Annotated in this window: 14 protein-coding genes; 1 reads left to right on the top strand and 13 read right to left on the bottom strand. The window is 68.3% G+C overall.

Annotation, left to right across the window (positions count from 1 at the left end):
• From R4823_RS04980 to R4823_RS05015, 8 genes are all read right to left on the bottom strand, one after another.
• Positions 1-1,095, bottom strand: a complete 1,095-nt coding sequence (locus R4823_RS04980) for a helix-turn-helix transcriptional regulator (RefSeq protein WP_132978966.1) — start codon at positions 1,093-1,095, stop codon at positions 1-3.
• 127 nt (positions 1,096-1,222) lie between these two features.
• A complete protein-coding gene (locus R4823_RS04985) occupies positions 1,223-2,152 on the bottom strand; it encodes a LysR family transcriptional regulator (RefSeq protein WP_338617748.1) in 930 nt (309 codons plus the stop codon).
• Between the two features lie 77 nt (positions 2,153-2,229).
• A complete protein-coding gene (locus R4823_RS04990; RefSeq protein ID WP_338617750.1) occupies positions 2,230-3,195 on the bottom strand; it encodes a tripartite tricarboxylate transporter substrate binding protein in 966 nt (321 codons plus the stop codon).
• 1 nt (position 3,196) lies between these two features.
• Positions 3,197-3,850, bottom strand: coding sequence for an isochorismatase family protein (locus tag R4823_RS04995; protein WP_087779405.1), 654 nt, complete (start codon positions 3,848-3,850; stop codon positions 3,197-3,199).
• 129 nt (positions 3,851-3,979) lie between these two features.
• Positions 3,980-6,082, bottom strand: a complete 2,103-nt coding sequence (locus R4823_RS05000) for a TonB-dependent siderophore receptor (RefSeq protein WP_132978964.1) — start codon at positions 6,080-6,082, stop codon at positions 3,980-3,982.
• A gap of 186 nt (positions 6,083-6,268) precedes the next feature.
• Complete coding sequence (locus R4823_RS05005) at positions 6,269-7,093, bottom strand: extracellular solute-binding protein (protein WP_338617751.1); 825 nt, start codon at positions 7,091-7,093, stop codon at positions 6,269-6,271.
• Complete coding sequence (locus R4823_RS05010) at positions 7,090-7,878, bottom strand: phosphate ABC transporter ATP-binding protein (protein ID WP_243724369.1); 789 nt, start codon at positions 7,876-7,878, stop codon at positions 7,090-7,092. Before R4823_RS05010 ends, R4823_RS05005 begins: the two co-directional genes overlap by 4 nt.
• Positions 7,875-8,618 (bottom strand): ABC transporter permease, encoded by a 744-nt coding sequence (locus tag R4823_RS05015; protein ID WP_087779408.1) that lies wholly within the window; start codon positions 8,616-8,618, stop codon positions 7,875-7,877. The genes R4823_RS05010 and R4823_RS05015 overlap by 4 nt, the downstream gene beginning before the upstream one ends.
• Before the next feature lie 407 nt (positions 8,619-9,025).
• On the opposite strand from R4823_RS05015, the gene R4823_RS05020 reads away from it, so the two are divergent.
• Complete coding sequence (locus R4823_RS05020; protein ID WP_338617753.1) at positions 9,026-10,135, top strand: substrate-binding domain-containing protein; 1,110 nt, start codon at positions 9,026-9,028, stop codon at positions 10,133-10,135.
• Positions 10,136-10,145: 10 nt separating this feature from the next.
• Here R4823_RS05020 and R4823_RS05025 read toward each other — a convergent pair whose 3' ends face one another.
• From R4823_RS05025 to fdh3B, 5 genes are read right to left on the bottom strand one after another with little or no spacing between them, the layout of a single operon-like run.
• Complete coding sequence (locus tag R4823_RS05025) at positions 10,146-11,027, bottom strand: formate dehydrogenase accessory sulfurtransferase FdhD (RefSeq protein WP_279817731.1); 882 nt, start codon at positions 11,025-11,027, stop codon at positions 10,146-10,148.
• Positions 11,024-11,398 carry a hypothetical protein gene (locus tag R4823_RS05030; protein WP_087837263.1) on the bottom strand — a complete coding sequence of 125 codons (375 nt, stop codon included), beginning with the start codon at positions 11,396-11,398 and terminating at the stop codon, positions 11,024-11,026. The genes R4823_RS05025 and R4823_RS05030 overlap by 4 nt, the downstream gene beginning before the upstream one ends.
• 28 nt (positions 11,399-11,426) lie before the next feature.
• Positions 11,427-12,593 carry a formate dehydrogenase subunit gamma gene (locus R4823_RS05035; protein WP_087837262.1) on the bottom strand — a complete coding sequence of 389 codons (1,167 nt, stop codon included), beginning with the start codon at positions 12,591-12,593 and terminating at the stop codon, positions 11,427-11,429.
• Positions 12,594-12,605: 12 nt separating this feature from the next.
• Positions 12,606-12,839: a hypothetical protein gene (locus tag R4823_RS05040; protein ID WP_279817735.1), complete on the bottom strand. Its 234-nt coding sequence runs from the start codon at positions 12,837-12,839 to the stop codon at positions 12,606-12,608.
• Entirely contained in the window at positions 12,839-13,483 is a 645-nt protein-coding gene (fdh3B, locus tag R4823_RS05045) for a formate dehydrogenase FDH3 subunit beta (RefSeq protein WP_087837260.1), read from the bottom strand. The genes R4823_RS05040 and fdh3B overlap by 1 nt, the downstream gene beginning before the upstream one ends.
• Position 13,484 lies beyond the last annotated feature (1 nt).

The raw sequence follows: 13,484 nt of genomic DNA on the forward strand, positions 1-13,484 counted from the left end.
TCAGTCCCCCGGCGTCAGCAGGCCCAGGTGTCCCATCAGCCGCACCAGGTCTGCCTGCCGCCGGGTCTGGGTCTTGTCGAAGATCGATCGCAGCTGCGTACGCAGTGTGTTGAGCGAAACGCCCAGGGTTTCGGCAACGGTGGGCAGCGGATCGTCGTGCCGGGCCAGGTGGTGGGCCAGGCGGATTTCCGCCGGCGTCAGCCGGAACAGGGTACGCAGCAGCGTGCCCCTCGGGGTGGGACGCCATTGCGGCCCCTGCGCGGCAAGCAGCGCCAGGGCGTCGCCGCCGCGCAGGTCTTGGGTGAGCGGACATGGCAGGACGATGAGCCGGCCGCCGTCTGGTAGCGCGAGCGAGCCGGCCGAGGGGGCCTCGGCGCCGTGGCCGCAGGCCCTGTCCAGCAGCCGGCGGATGGGCTGGGGCAGGCTGGAGGCGCGGGCGCCCAGGGGGCAGTCGGGCTGTTGCCGCCAGATGTCGCCCAGGTGGTTGGACTGCACGATGCGGCCGCGCGCGGAACAGACCAGCAGCGGGAAGCCGAGCCGGTCCAGCATGTGCCGCAGAAGCAGCGATTCGGCTTGTTGCTGGCGGAATCGAAGTTGCAGGTGCAAGGCGGTGCGCAGATGGGGCAACACGGCATGCATCAGCCGGGTCTCATCGTCGTCCAGCGGCGGACGGCCGTTTTCCCTTTGCACGGAAAAGGTGTACATGCGCTCTTCGTCCTGTCCCAGCGGGAGCAGGGCATAGGTGCCCAGGCCGTTCGGCTTCAGGAACTCCTGGTAGAAGGGTTCGCGCTGCAGGCGCGCCTGGCCATGGAATTCGTAGTCCAGGTAGATGCGGCCCGATGCGAGCAGCGACGATGCCGCGCGGCCAGGGTCCAGGTCCTGCATTTCGTTGAAATGCGCGATGACCTTGGGCGGCAGGCCGATGAGCTCGTCCAGTTCCAGCGAGTCCGTCGGCACGTGCAGGGCCACCTGACCGGCGCTGGCCGCGCCGAGCGACAGGCTGATGTCCCGCAGCGACTGCCGCCATTGGTCCTCCGAAAGGACGCCGTCATAGAGCCGCTCCAGCAAGTGGAGTGCAGTCCCTTTCGTATCCATCGGTATATCTATTCTGTGTCCGGAGCGGGCCGCCGCGGCCGCAGATGCCTGGCGGAACTCCCGGGATGTGTCGAAGGGTAACGGTCACCATAGCCGCAAACGAGAGGCAAGCGCAACTCATGCGGTTCTACACCGGGCTGCCCAGTTCCCCCAGCCGCCCCGCGATCATGTCCACGCAGGCCCGGACGATGGGCTCGGTCTGGCCGACATACTGGCGGCTGGCCTCGTCCGCCGCGTGCCGGCGAACGATGAACAGCGTGATGTGCATGCCAGGATCGACGATGGGGCGCGCGATGACTTCGCCCCGCTCCAGCTCGCGCGCGATGGCGCCCAGGGGCATGACGGCCGCCGCCGCGCCGCGCAGCACCAGGTCGCGCTGGCTGGTGATGGAGTGCGTCTCGCACTGGATGCGGGGCTGCGTGCCTTTCTCGAAGGCGCTGGCTTCGACCAGCCGGCGCGCGACGTCGCGTTCGTTGCCCAGCACCAGCTCGTGCGCCAATACTTCGTCCATGGTGACGGGGCCGCAGGAAGGCGCCAGGTCGGCCCGGACCGTCAGCAGCAGCCGTTCCTTCAGCACCGGGGTCGTGGACAAGCCGGGGTGGGGCGATACGGAATAGGCCAGCGCGGCATCGATGTCCTTGCGCTCGAGCGCGTCCACCAGCAGGAAGCTCGGGTTCTCGTACAGCTGCAGGTCGATGTGGGGGTACCGGCGCTTCAGGGTCAGCAGCAGGTCCGAGCCGATCAGCAGCATGGTGCTGGAGGTCAGCCCCAGGTTGAAGCGGACCGGCGCGGCCTGGTCGGCGCGCCGTACGTCATCCTGAGTCCGTGCGACCAGCTCGAAGATCTGGCGCGACCGTTCCAGCAGCAGGCTGCCGGCCGGCGTCGGATCCACGCCGCGCGAATGCCGCGACAACAGCGGAACGCCCAGGGCCGCCTCGAGCTCGCGCATATGGGTGCCCAGGGCCGGCTGGGCGATGTGCAGCTGTTCCGCGGCGCGGGTGATGTTTCTCGTCTCCACGACCTTGGCGAAGTATTCGAGTCGCTTCAGCGTGATCATAGGCGGCAGGCATGGGGGATTCCGCCCTATAGTAGGCCGATTCCGCCGCGGCCGGCACCGCGGCGGAAGGTGGCGAGCTATTGGGTGCCGGCCAGCCCCGCCCGCTGGACCATGCCGCCGAACCGGTCGATCTCTCGCCGCATGTAGTCCCCGTACTCGGCCAGGACGCGGCCGTCGGGGACGATGCCCAGGTCGGCCAGTTTGCGCCGCACGTCGGGCTGGGCCACGGCGTGGCGGGCGGCTTCGGCCAGTTTGCGCAGGTGTTCGGGCGGCGTCCCGCGCGGTGCCAGCAGGCCGATGTCGGCGGTGAATACGTAGCCGGGCAGGCCGCTTTCCTCCAGCGTCGGCACGTCGGGCAACTGCGCGACGCGCGCCTTGCTGGTCACGCCCAGCAGCCGCAGGCGGCCCGCCCGCACCAGCCCTTCTATCGAGGGCAGGCCGGCCAGCAGCATGTCGGCCGTCCCCGCCGCGACGGGGGCGGAAGGCTGTTCGCGGAACGGGACATGCATGATGTCGATGCCGGCCGAGCGGCGGATCTCCTCGAACATGACGTGGTGCAGCGAACCGATGCCTATGGTGCCGTAGGTGAGCTTGCCCGGGGCGGCCTTGGCCTGGGCCACCATTTCCTGGAAGGAGTTGGCCTTCAGCGAGGGGCCGGCCGTCAGGAACAGCTGGGCGGCGCCCAGGAAGGCGATGGGCTCGAAACTGTCCATGCCCTGGTAGGGCAGCTTCTTGTACAGCGTGGGGTTGATGGTAAGCGGGCTGGAGTCGGCCACCAGCAGGGTGTAGCCATCGGGATTGGCCTTGGCCACCGATTCCAGGGCGATGATGCTGCCCGCGCCGGTCTTGTTCTCGACGGCGATGGGCTGCCCCAGCGAGGCGGACATGTGCTGGCCCACCAGGCGCGCGATGACGTCGGGCACGCCGCCGGTGGGCGCGGCCACCACCATCTTGATCGGACGGCTGGGAAACCCGGCGTCGGCATGGCCAGCGGCGGGAGCCATCGCCAGCAGCAGGGCGGCGAATAGAGCTGGCTTTTTCATGTCAGGCCTCCACCGGTTGCGCGATGCGGGAAAGATGGGCGATGACCTCGTCTAGCGGGACGACGTCGCCGTACTTCGCATCCATGTCGAGCAGACTCTGGCGATGGGCCGCGCCGGAGCGGTCGCCCACGGCTTCGGGCGCGACGATGGGGCGGAAGCCGCTCTGCACCGCGTCCACCACCGTCGCCCGCACGCAGCCGCTGGTGGTGCAGCCCGTCACGATGACGGTATCCACGCCTTGCGAGACCAGGCGCGCGGCCAGGTCCGTGCCGGCGAAGCAGCTCGCGTATTTCTTGGACATGATGGAGTCGCCATCCACCGTGTCCAGGCGCGGATCGAGCCGGACGTTGTCGCTGCCTTCCAGCAGGCTGGCCATGCCGCCCATCTTGCGCTGCCAGACGCCGGCGTCGGACAGGTCGGCCCGGTAGCCCACCGTGAAGAAATGAATGGGCGCGCCGATCCGGCGGCATGCGGCGACGAGGCGGTTGGTGGCGAGCACCGCCTGCTTCAGGTCGGCGCCCAGGGGCTGCGCCGGGTCCGTGAAGCCGCGGATCATGTCGACGACGATCAGCGCGCAGTGGCGCCCGAAACCGATGCGGCGCCCGAAGCCCTTTTCCTTGAACAAGGGGTCGTCGATCTGCAAGTCCTGGTCCATTTCTCCTCCATGGAATGTGAACGGCCACTCGGTGGCTCTGGAGGAGAATTGGACCGCGCGGGAGGCGGCCCTGTCCAAGACGGGTTTCGGCTGGAAGCCATACGTGCGGGGTATGGCTGGCGCCGGCGGCTAGAACTTGTAGGTCGCGCTGGCGATGATGCTGCGGCGCGCGCCGTACCAGCAATCCCCGCGCGACAGGCACGTCGCCACGTAGGTCTTGTCGGTCAGGTTGTTCAGGTTGAGCGCGTAGCGCCAGTGGTCGGTCTCGTACGAGACCATGGCGTCGAACAGCGTGACCGATGGCGTGGTGGGGGCCACGCCATCGCGGAACGAGCTCATCCAGCGCACTCCGGCTCCCAGCGCGAAGCCGTTGACGCCACCCAGCGCGAAGCGCCACTTGCCCCAGGCCGCGGCCTGGTGGCGCGGCATGCCTTCGAGCGACTTGTCCAGGTCGATGTAGTTGTAGTGTGCGATCAGATCGAAGCCGCGGGTGATCGCGCCGCGATACTCGAGCTCCAGGCCTTTGGTCTTGGTCGCGCCCACCTGGATGGAATAGAGCGGATTGGCCGGATCGCCCGCCAACTGGTTCTTTTCCTTGAGCTGGTAGACCGAGGCGGTGGCCATCCGCCGGCCGTCGGCCGACTGATGCTTGACGCCCAGCTCCCACTGTTCGCCGCGCAGGGGCTTGAAGCGCGCGCCGTCCTTGTCGGTGCCCGGCACGGGCGTGAAGGATTCGCTGTAGTTGATGTAGGGCGCCAGGCCGTTGTCGGCCACGTACATCACCCCCAGGCGCTTGGTCGTGGCGTTGTCTTTTTCGTCGGCGCTGCCCGCCAGTCCGGCGGTTGTTCGATCGTGGCGCACGCCCGCGGCGACGATCCAGTGCTTGCCTATCTTCATCTGGTCCTGCAGGTACAGGCCCGCCTGGCGCAGCGTATAGCGCGGCTCGTCGGTCAGCACGGGCGGCGTGTAGTTGCCGTAGACCGGATCGTAGGCGTCGATGGTGCCGCCGTCTGCGGCGCCGCTGCGGCGATCGCGGCGGTAGCGGGTCCAGTCGAAGCCCAGCAGTACCTGGTGCTGCACGATGCCGGTCTGCAGCTTGCCGGTCAGGTGCTGGTCCAGGGTGTCGATGCGCACCTTGGTAAGCGCGTCGTCCGCGTAGCGGCCGATGCGGCGCTGGTTGATCGGGTCGGCGGCCCAGCCCCCGGGTTCGGTGAACGAGTCCGCATAATGCGTCAGGTAATCCACCTTGTTGTTGGCATGGCGGAAACCCTGGCTGAAGGACCACTGGTCGTTGAAGCGGTGCTCGAACAGCCAGCCGAACGAGGTGCGGCGCGAATCGTAGCGATCATGGCCGGGTTCGCCGATGAAGCGGCTGGTGGGGATCCTGCCGTTGGGATTGTCGGTGCGCATGCCCGACCACGGCATGAACTGCGCGGTCGAGCCGCTTTCATCCTTCTGCCACAGGCCTTGCAGCGTGAGCGAGGTGGACGCGCCGGGGCGCCACGTCAGCGAGGGCATGACCAGGCTGCGGTTGTCCTTCACGTAGTCGACCTGCGTGTCGGCATCGCGCTTGAGCGCGACGAGCCGGTACAGCCACTGCCCGTCGGCCGTCAGCGGCCCGGTCAGGTCTACCTGGGCCTGCTTGCGGCCGCGGTTGCCCAGTTGTATGCCCGCTTCGCCCTGGAACTCGGCCTGCGGGCGCTTGCTCACCATGTTGATGATGCCGCCGGTGCTGCCCTGGCCATACAGCATGGCGGCGGGACCGCGCAGCACTTCCAGGCGCTCCAGCGTATAGGGCTCGGTGCGGGTGGTGCTGGTGTAGTAGTCGTAGTGCTGGCGCAGGCCGTCCAGGTACAGGGTGGGCTCGGTGCCGCGTATGCGTACCGAGTCGGCGCGCGAGTCGATGCCGTAGGCGTCCGATCGCACGCCGGCCGCGTAGCCCAGCGCGTCCTGCAGGTTGGTGGCTCCCTGGTCCGTCAACTGGTCGCGCGTGACCACCGTGACCGACTGCGGCGTCTCGTGCAGCGGCGTGTCTGTCTTGGTGGCGGTGGCCGAACGCTTGGCGGCGTAGCCGTAGACGGGCCCGCTGGCGGTCTCGCGCTCGGGAGTGGCTTCGACGCGGATTTCCTGCAAGGTGGCCGGTTCGGTGGTCTGCCCGAGCAGGGCGCCGGGAAGCGTGCCCAGCGCGGCGGCCAGGCCCGCGCGGCGCAGTGGGGTGGAGAAGGGTGGCATGGGGTGCGATTTCCGGTGGCTATGGTGAATAAATCTTTTAATGATAATTATTATCAATTCTATTTCAATAGTGAATTTGTAAACGCCGGAGTGGTCGGCACAAGGTGCCCAGACGAAAAAAAAGCGGCCTGGAAAGGCCGCCCGGGTCAGGCGTGGCAAGTGCCCGGCGCGAGGCCGGGCCGGCCGTCACGGTTTGGCGTTGGGGAAGAACAGTTGCTGGCCGTCGATCTTGTAGCTGGCGATCGTCTGCTGCCCGGCCGGGGAAATGACCCAATCCACGAACTTCTGCGCGGCCGCGACCTTGACGTGCGGATGCTTGGCCGGGTTGACGACCATCACGCCATACTGGTTGAAGAGGCGTTCGTCCCCTTCCACGAGGATGGCCAGGTTGCCCCGGTTCTTGAAGCTGAGCCAGGTGCCGCGGTCCGACAGCACGTAGGCGCCGGTGGACGAGGCCATGTTCAGCGCGGGCCCCATGCCGCAGCCGCAAGCCTTGTAACCGCCGCCCTTTTTGTCGTCCAGGCCGGCCTCCTTCCAGTAGCGCAGCTCGGCCGAGTGCGTGCCGCTCTTGTCGCCGCGGGAAATGAATTCGGCGTTCGCCGCCGACAGCTTCTTCAGCGCCTGGACGATGTCCTTGCCCTTGACGCCGGCGGGGTCGGCGGCGGGGCCGATCAGCACGAAGTCGTTGTACATGACCGGATAGCGCTTCACGCCATAGCCCTCGGCGATGAATTTCTCCTCGGCGGCCTGGTCGTGCACGAACAGGACGTCGGCATCCCCGCGCCGACCGGTGTCCAGCGCCTGCCCCGTGCCTTGCGCGACGACCTTGATGTCGATGCCGCTGGCCTTCTTGAAGGCGGGCAGCAGGTGGGCGAACAGGCCGGACTGCTCGGTCGAGGTGGTCGAAGCCATGACGATGGTTTCGGCGGCCGCGGGCAGGCTGGCCAGGGCGGCGGCCGCGGGCAGCAGGCAGCCCAGGACCAGCGGACGCAGGCGGTGGAAGAGCTTCATATTTTTTCTCCTTTGACGAAAAGACCGGCTTCCTCGGGCAGCGGCCCGTTGAAGAAAGCATGGACGGGAAGGTCCGCCAGGACGCGGCCCCGCTCCAGATAGACCACCCGGCTTGCCAGGCGCTTGACCTGGCCCAGGTTGTGGCTGCTGAACACCATGGTCATGGTGCGTCCCGAACGCGGCTGCGCGAATTCCTGCATCAAGGCTTCCACTTCGCGCTTGGCGTGCGGATCGAGATTGGCGGTGGGCTCGTCCAGCAGCAGGGCGTCCGCGTCCATGGCCCACGCCTGGGCCAGGGCCACCCGCTGTTGCTGTCCGCCGGACAGCGCCTTGGCGTTGCGGCCGGCCAGTTCGGCCATGTCGACGCGCGCCAGCGCGCCCATGGCGGCCTGCCGCGCCCGGCGCCAGCCCATGCCCCGCAGCCACAGCCCCAGCGCGACGTTGTTGCGCACCGAGGTGCGCATCATGTGCGGCCGCTGGAACACCAGGGCCTGTCGGTTGCGCGGCAGACAGGAAACGGTGCCCGAGGAGGGAGCGAGCAGGCCATGCAGCACGCGCAGCAGCGTGCTCTTGCCGCTGCCGTTGGTGCCGACCAGCGCGACGCGTTCCCCCGCATGAATGGACAGGTCGACACCGTGCAGCGCGCGCACCGGCCCGTAGTGCAGATCGACGCCGCGCAGCGAGAACAGGACCGGGGCAGGGGCCGGCGCCCGCAGGTCCGGCACGGCCGGGAGCGCGGCATCCGTGTCGACGCCCAGGGGCATGATCGAGGCCGCGCGCTTCATGCGGCCGGGTCCGGCATGCGCAGCCAGGCGGACAGGCCCGCGTCGCGCCGTTCGCGCCAGCGGCGCACCAGCGAGATCAGCGTGTTCAGCAGCAGGACCACGGCCAGCAGCACCATGCCCAGCGCCACGGCCAGGGGCAGGTCGCCCTTGCTGGTCTCGAGCGCGATGGCCGTCGTCATGACCCGCGTGTAGCCCTCGATGTTGCCGCCGACGACCATCACGGCGCCCACTTCCGAGACCGCCCGGCCGAATGCCGCGATGAGGATGGTCAGCAGCGCGAAGCGCTCGTCCCAGGTCAGCAGCAGCCCGCGCATGAAAGTGCCCGCGCCCAGCGAACGCAACTGTTCGCCATGGCTGCGGTCGGCATCCTCGACCGCCTGCCGCGTCAACGCCATGACCACCGGCAGCACCAGGATGGATTGCGCCACCACCATGGCCTGGAACGAGAACATCCAGCCCAGAAAGCCCAGGGGGCCCGAACGCGACAGCAGCAGATAGACCAGCAGCCCCACCACGACGGACGGCAGCGCCAGCATGGTATTGAGCAGCGTCAGCACGGCCCCCCGCCCGGGGAACCGCGCCACCCCCAGCCATGCTCCCAGCACCAGCCCGGCGGCACAGGCCAGCAGACAGGCGCAGGCGCTGACCGCCAGCGACAGCCGGACGATGTCGAGCAGGACGGGATCGAGAGAAGTGATAAGGCGCAGCGCTGTGCCCGCGCTTTCCGCAAGAGTGTTCATGCCGTCTTCAAATGTGCCGCCCCAGCGTAACGGAGTGCGACAGCCGAAGCGATATGAAGCAGCGTGCATAGGTGTCCCACCCCCAAGCGGCCTTTGGCCGCTCCCCCTCAAGGGGGCGGCGCTGGCGGACCGGCAGGAGAGCCCACCCCACGCGGCCTATGGCCGCGCCCCTCAAGGGGCGGCACTAGCGGACCGGCAAAGCCGGATCCGCGGCGCCCTGGGTCTAGTACCCGTTTCTTGGTACGCCACACCGTTGCTACCGCTGGCAGCCAGCGAAGCACCGGCGCCACAACTCAAGACAGCGGTACTAGACCCAGGATGCGGTGGATCCGGCTCCGCCGGTCCACCCGCATCGCCCCCTGGGGGGCGCGCGAAGCGCGTAGGGGGGGGTCATATATACTCCTTCAGTGCATCAAATCGAACTCTCCTACACCTTCGGCGTACTGCGCGCCAACGCTGCCTCCATCCGCAATCCGCTGATGGACCTGCTGCATGCCATACGCGAGCAGGGTTCAATCTCGGCCGCCGCCAAGGCCCTGGACCTGTCCTATCGTCACGTCTGGGGCGAGCTCAAGCGCTGGGAAAAGAGTCTCGGGCACGCGCTGGTGGTCTGGGACAAGGGCCAGCCGGCCCGGCTGTCCGAGTTCGGCAACAAGCTGCTATGGGCCGAGCGTCAGGCGCAGGCGCGGCTGGCGCCGCAGATCGGCGCCTTGTACGCCGACCTGGAGCGCGCCTTCGCGGTGGCGTTCGACGATGCCGCCCACGTGGTGGCCCTGCATGCCAGCCATGACGACGCACTGGCATCGCTGCGCGAGCACGCCGTGGCCAGCGACAAGCTGCACCTGGACATACGTTTCACCGGTAGCGTCGATGCGATCAAGGCGTTGAACGAGGGCCGGTGCGTGATGGCGGGGTTCCATGTCCCCGCCGATTCCCCGCCGGGGTCGTTGGCCGAGCGCACGTACAAGCCGCTGCTGCGGCCCGGGCAGCACAAGATCATCGGCTTCGCCCGCCGCAGCCAGGGGCTGATGGTGGCGCGGGGCAATCCGCTGGGCATCGCGTCGCTGGCCGATCTCGCGCGGCCCGCCGTGCGCTTCGTGAATCGTCCGCTGGGCACCGGCACGCGGGTGCTGCTGGATGAACTGCTGGCCAGGCAGGACTTGCCTGCGTCGGCCATCCAGGGCTATGCCCACACCGAGCCGTCGCACGCGGCGGTGGCGCACGCGGTGGCCTCGGGAGCCGCGGACGCGGGCCTGGGCATCGAGGTCGCGGCGCGGGCCAGCCGGCTGGATTTCATCCCGCTGGTGTCCGAGAACTATTTGCTGGTGTGCCTGAAATCCACGCTGGAGCTGCCTTCGACCCAGGCCTTGCTGGGCATCCTGCGCAGCGAGTCCTGGCAGCGCAAGCTGGCGGCGATGCCGGGGTACCAGCCGCAGCAAAGCGGCGAGGTGTTGTCGATGCGGCGCGTGCTGCCCTGGTGGAGTTTCCGCACGCCCAAGGCCGGCAAGCGCGCCTGAGCCCGCGCGGTCAGGCGCCCTGCGGCGCGGTGCGTGCGGGGCGCGGCGCCGCCGCCAGTTCCGGCTGCAGCGTCAGGCGCCAGGGCGCCGTATAGCAAAGGAAATGCTTGTTGGTGGCCCGGCCGATCGCGCACAGGCCCAGCCGCTCGGCCAGCTCGTAGCCCATCTGCGTGATGCCGCTGCGCGAGACGACGATGGGGATGCCCATCTGCGCCGCCTTGATGATCATTTCGCTGGTGAGCCGCCCCGTGGTGTAGAACACCTTGTCGTCGCCCGCCATCCGGGCCGGGTCCTGCAGCCACATCCATCCGGCGATGGTGTCGATGGCGTTGTGGCGCCCCACGTCTTCGACGAACATCAGCATGCGCTCGCCCTGGAACAACGCGCACCCGTGCACGGAGCCGGCGGACTTGTAGGTGGTTTCCTGCAGCCTTATGGCATCCAGCAGGCCGTAGAGCTGGCCCTGGGTGAGACGCGCGTCGCCGGGCAGGCGGATGTCGTCGATCTCGTCCATCAACCCGCCGAAGACGCTGCCCTGGCCGCAGCCGGTGGTGACCACGCGCTGGGAGGTGCGGGCTTCCAGGTCCTGGATGCCGTCGCGTGTCTGCACGGCCGCTGCCTGGACTTCCCAATCGACCGTGACCGCCTCGACCTCGTCTATCGAACGCACCAGGCGCTGGTTGCGCAGATAGCCCAGCACCAGCAGTTCGGGCATGGCGCCCAGGGTCATCAGCGTGACCAGTTCACGCTTGTCGACGTAGACGGTCAGCGAGCGTTCGGCCGGGATGGAAACCGTATCGCGTATGCCGTGTTCGTTGACGACGGCGATCTCGCGCGTCAGCGGGGCACGGGCATCGGTCAGGAAAGGACGGTGGCGGGGCGATGCGGTCACTGTTTGGGCGTGGCGGCGTCGGGCGCGGCGGAATTGTGCGGCGCCTTGGCCGTTTCCGACGGCGAGTGCGCACCCGCGGCTTCCAGCGGCTTGGCTTCGGGCGGCGTGTAGACGAACGGGCCCGGATCGGCGCAGGGCGGCGTGGACGCTGATGCGTGGACGGGCTTGCCGGCGGCGCGCGCGCTGGCGAAATAGGCGGCCGCGGCCTTGTCCTGCGCCTGGCAGAGCTTGTAGCCGTCGACCTTGGCGGCCCAGGCCGTGCGGGCGGCCGCCTCGGCCGCCTTGGCCTGGGCCTCGGGGCTGGGTGGGGGCAGCTTGGCCAGGGAGGCGGTGGAGAAGACGGCCAGCAGCAGCGCGAGGGCGGTTTTCATGCAGGATCTCCTGGTCGGGGCCGGCGGTTCAGGCGTTCGCCGGCCGGGTGTCCGGCTTCTTCTGGGCGGGCTGGGTGCGCTGGGCGGGGATCTTGCCCGCCTGGATGTCGTTGTACCAGAGTTCGTGGTGCTCGCGGGCCCAGGCCTCGTCCACGTAGCCGGTCTTCATGGCCTTGTAGGCGCCCTTCATGCCTATGGTGCCCAGGTAGATGTGGCCCATGAACATGCACATCATCAGGATGGTCGCCACGGCGTGGACCATGTGCGCGACCTGCATGGTGCCGCGGGTGTAGACCAGGCCGGGGATGACCCGGTCCAGCACCAGCCCGGATCCGATGACGATGAAGCCCAGGAACAGCACGCCGCCCCAGAACACGAGCTTTTCCCCGGCGTTGAAGCGGCCGGTGGGGATGTGCTGGCCGTTGAACAGTCCGCCGCCCTTGCGCAGCCAGACCATGTCGTCGCGCGTGGGCAGGTTGTCGCGGATGAAGGTGAGGAAGACCACCACCAGCGAGACCGCGAACAGCGGGCCCACGAAGTTGTGGGCGGTCTTGAGCAGCCAGGTCATCCAGCCGAACAGGGCACTGCCCATGATGGGCAGCAGGAAGAACTTGCCGAAGGCCATGATCAGGCCCGAGATCGCCAGGATCACGAAGGCGATGGCGTTGACCCAGTGGGCCGCCCGCTCGAAGTACGTGAAGCGCTCGATCTTGCGGCCGGTCTCGGCGCCGTGGACGGTAAGCGGGCCCTTGGTGAAATAGAACAGCGCGATGGCCACCAGCACGATCAACAGCAGCGAGCCGCCGTAGGGGATCAGCCAGTTGTTGCGCACCTGGCGCCAGGCTTCGCCGGCCGAGGTGTATTTCGAGCCCGGGTACTGCACGAAACGCTGGATCAGCACGCCGGCCTCCGGAGCTTCGCTGCGCGGCAGGCTGCTATAGCCGGGCTGCCCGGAGTTGACCAGGCGCCAGTTCGGCGCGTTGTTGCCCGGCTGGACCTTGGCGCGTTCGGCGTTGGTCTGGTCGGCATAGCCCGGGTCCTGGCTGGCGTCGGGCTTGACCTCGAAGATGTTGGCGCTCTGGATGGCACCCATCGAGGTGCCGGCGGGGGGCTGCGCGGCATCCGCCGCCTGGGCGGCGGGGGATCCCAGCATGGCGCCGAACAGCGCCAGCGCGGCAAGTAGCGACCGTAACATGGCGACCTCCGGTCAGTTCACCCGGGTGTATTCGTTCTGGCCTCGCTGGGCCCGGGTCTTGAGTTCCTGCTCCCAGCTGTTCCGGTCGCCCGGCGACCAGCCCGGCGCGGTGAAGGCCGAGACGCCCGTGCCCTTGTACGCGGGCTCGCCGTTCTGGACCTTGCCCTGGTAGAGCGACTGGTCACGTTCGGTACAGGCGGCCGTGCCGAAAACGAGCAGGACGGCGAGAAAGATGCTGGCTTTCATCACTTGCCTCCGGTGTTCGTGCCGCCCGGCTGCGGGTTCTGCGGCGGCTGGCCGGCCTGCTTGGAGCCGTAGGCCGTGCCCCAGCCCCAGACTTCGGCGCCCTTGCCGCGCGTGACCACGCGGGTGCGGAAGATGTCGGCGATCACGTCGCCGTCGCCGCCCAGCAGCGCCTTGGTCGAGCACATCTCGGCGCAGGCGGGCAGCTTGCCCTCGGCCAGCCGGTTGCGGCCGTATTTCTTGAATTCTTCCTCGCTGCCGTGGGCCTCGGGGCCGCCGGCGCAGAACGTGCATTTGTCCATCTTGCCGCGCACGCCGAAGGTGCCCTGCGAGGGAAATTGCGGGGCACCGAACGGACAGGCGTACGAGCAGTAGCCGCAGCCTATGCAGGTGTCCTTGTTGTGCAGCACCACGCCTTCGTCGGTGTGATAGAAGCAGTTGACGGGGCAGACCGCCATGCAGGGCGCGTCGCTGCAGTGCATGCACGCCACCGAAATGGATTTCTCGCCCGGCACGCCGTCGTTCAGCGTGACCACGCGGCGGCGGTTCACGCCCCACGGCACCTCGTGCTCGTTCTTGCACGCGGTGACGCAGGCGTTGCATTCGATGCAGCGCTCCGCATCGCAGATGAACTTCATTCTGGCCATG

This window comes from Pigmentiphaga sp. CHJ604 (assembly GCF_036972535.1).
In the GTDB taxonomy this organism is placed as follows: Bacteria; Pseudomonadota; Gammaproteobacteria; order Burkholderiales; family Burkholderiaceae_B; genus Pigmentiphaga; species Pigmentiphaga daeguensis.

Excerpts from the sequence above, each read along its gene's own strand:
- R4823_RS04980 (WP_132978966.1), bottom strand. The coding sequence starts at position 1,095 with ATGGATACGAAAGGGACTGCACTCCACTTGCTGGAGCGGCTCTATGAC.
- R4823_RS04985 (WP_338617748.1), bottom strand. The coding sequence starts at position 2,152 with ATGATCACGCTGAAGCGACTCGAATACTTCGCCAAGGTCGTGGAGACG.
- R4823_RS04990 (WP_338617750.1), bottom strand. The coding sequence starts at position 3,195 with ATGAAAAAGCCAGCTCTATTCGCCGCCCTGCTGCTGGCGATGGCTCCC.
- R4823_RS04995 (WP_087779405.1), bottom strand. The coding sequence starts at position 3,850 with ATGGACCAGGACTTGCAGATCGACGACCCCTTGTTCAAGGAAAAGGGC.
- R4823_RS05000 (WP_132978964.1), bottom strand. The coding sequence starts at position 6,082 with ATGCCACCCTTCTCCACCCCACTGCGCCGCGCGGGCCTGGCCGCCGCG.
- R4823_RS05005 (WP_338617751.1), bottom strand. The coding sequence starts at position 7,093 with ATGAAGCTCTTCCACCGCCTGCGTCCGCTGGTCCTGGGCTGCCTGCTG.
- R4823_RS05010 (WP_243724369.1), bottom strand. The coding sequence starts at position 7,878 with ATGAAGCGCGCGGCCTCGATCATGCCCCTGGGCGTCGACACGGATGCC.
- R4823_RS05015 (WP_087779408.1), bottom strand. The coding sequence starts at position 8,618 with ATGAACACTCTTGCGGAAAGCGCGGGCACAGCGCTGCGCCTTATCACT.
- R4823_RS05030 (WP_087837263.1), bottom strand. The coding sequence starts at position 11,398 with ATGAAAACCGCCCTCGCGCTGCTGCTGGCCGTCTTCTCCACCGCCTCC.
- R4823_RS05035 (WP_087837262.1), bottom strand. The coding sequence starts at position 12,593 with ATGTTACGGTCGCTACTTGCCGCGCTGGCGCTGTTCGGCGCCATGCTG.
- R4823_RS05040 (WP_279817735.1), bottom strand. The coding sequence starts at position 12,839 with ATGAAAGCCAGCATCTTTCTCGCCGTCCTGCTCGTTTTCGGCACGGCC.
- fdh3B (WP_087837260.1), bottom strand. The coding sequence starts at position 13,483 with ATGGCCAGAATGAAGTTCATCTGCGATGCGGAGCGCTGCATCGAATGC.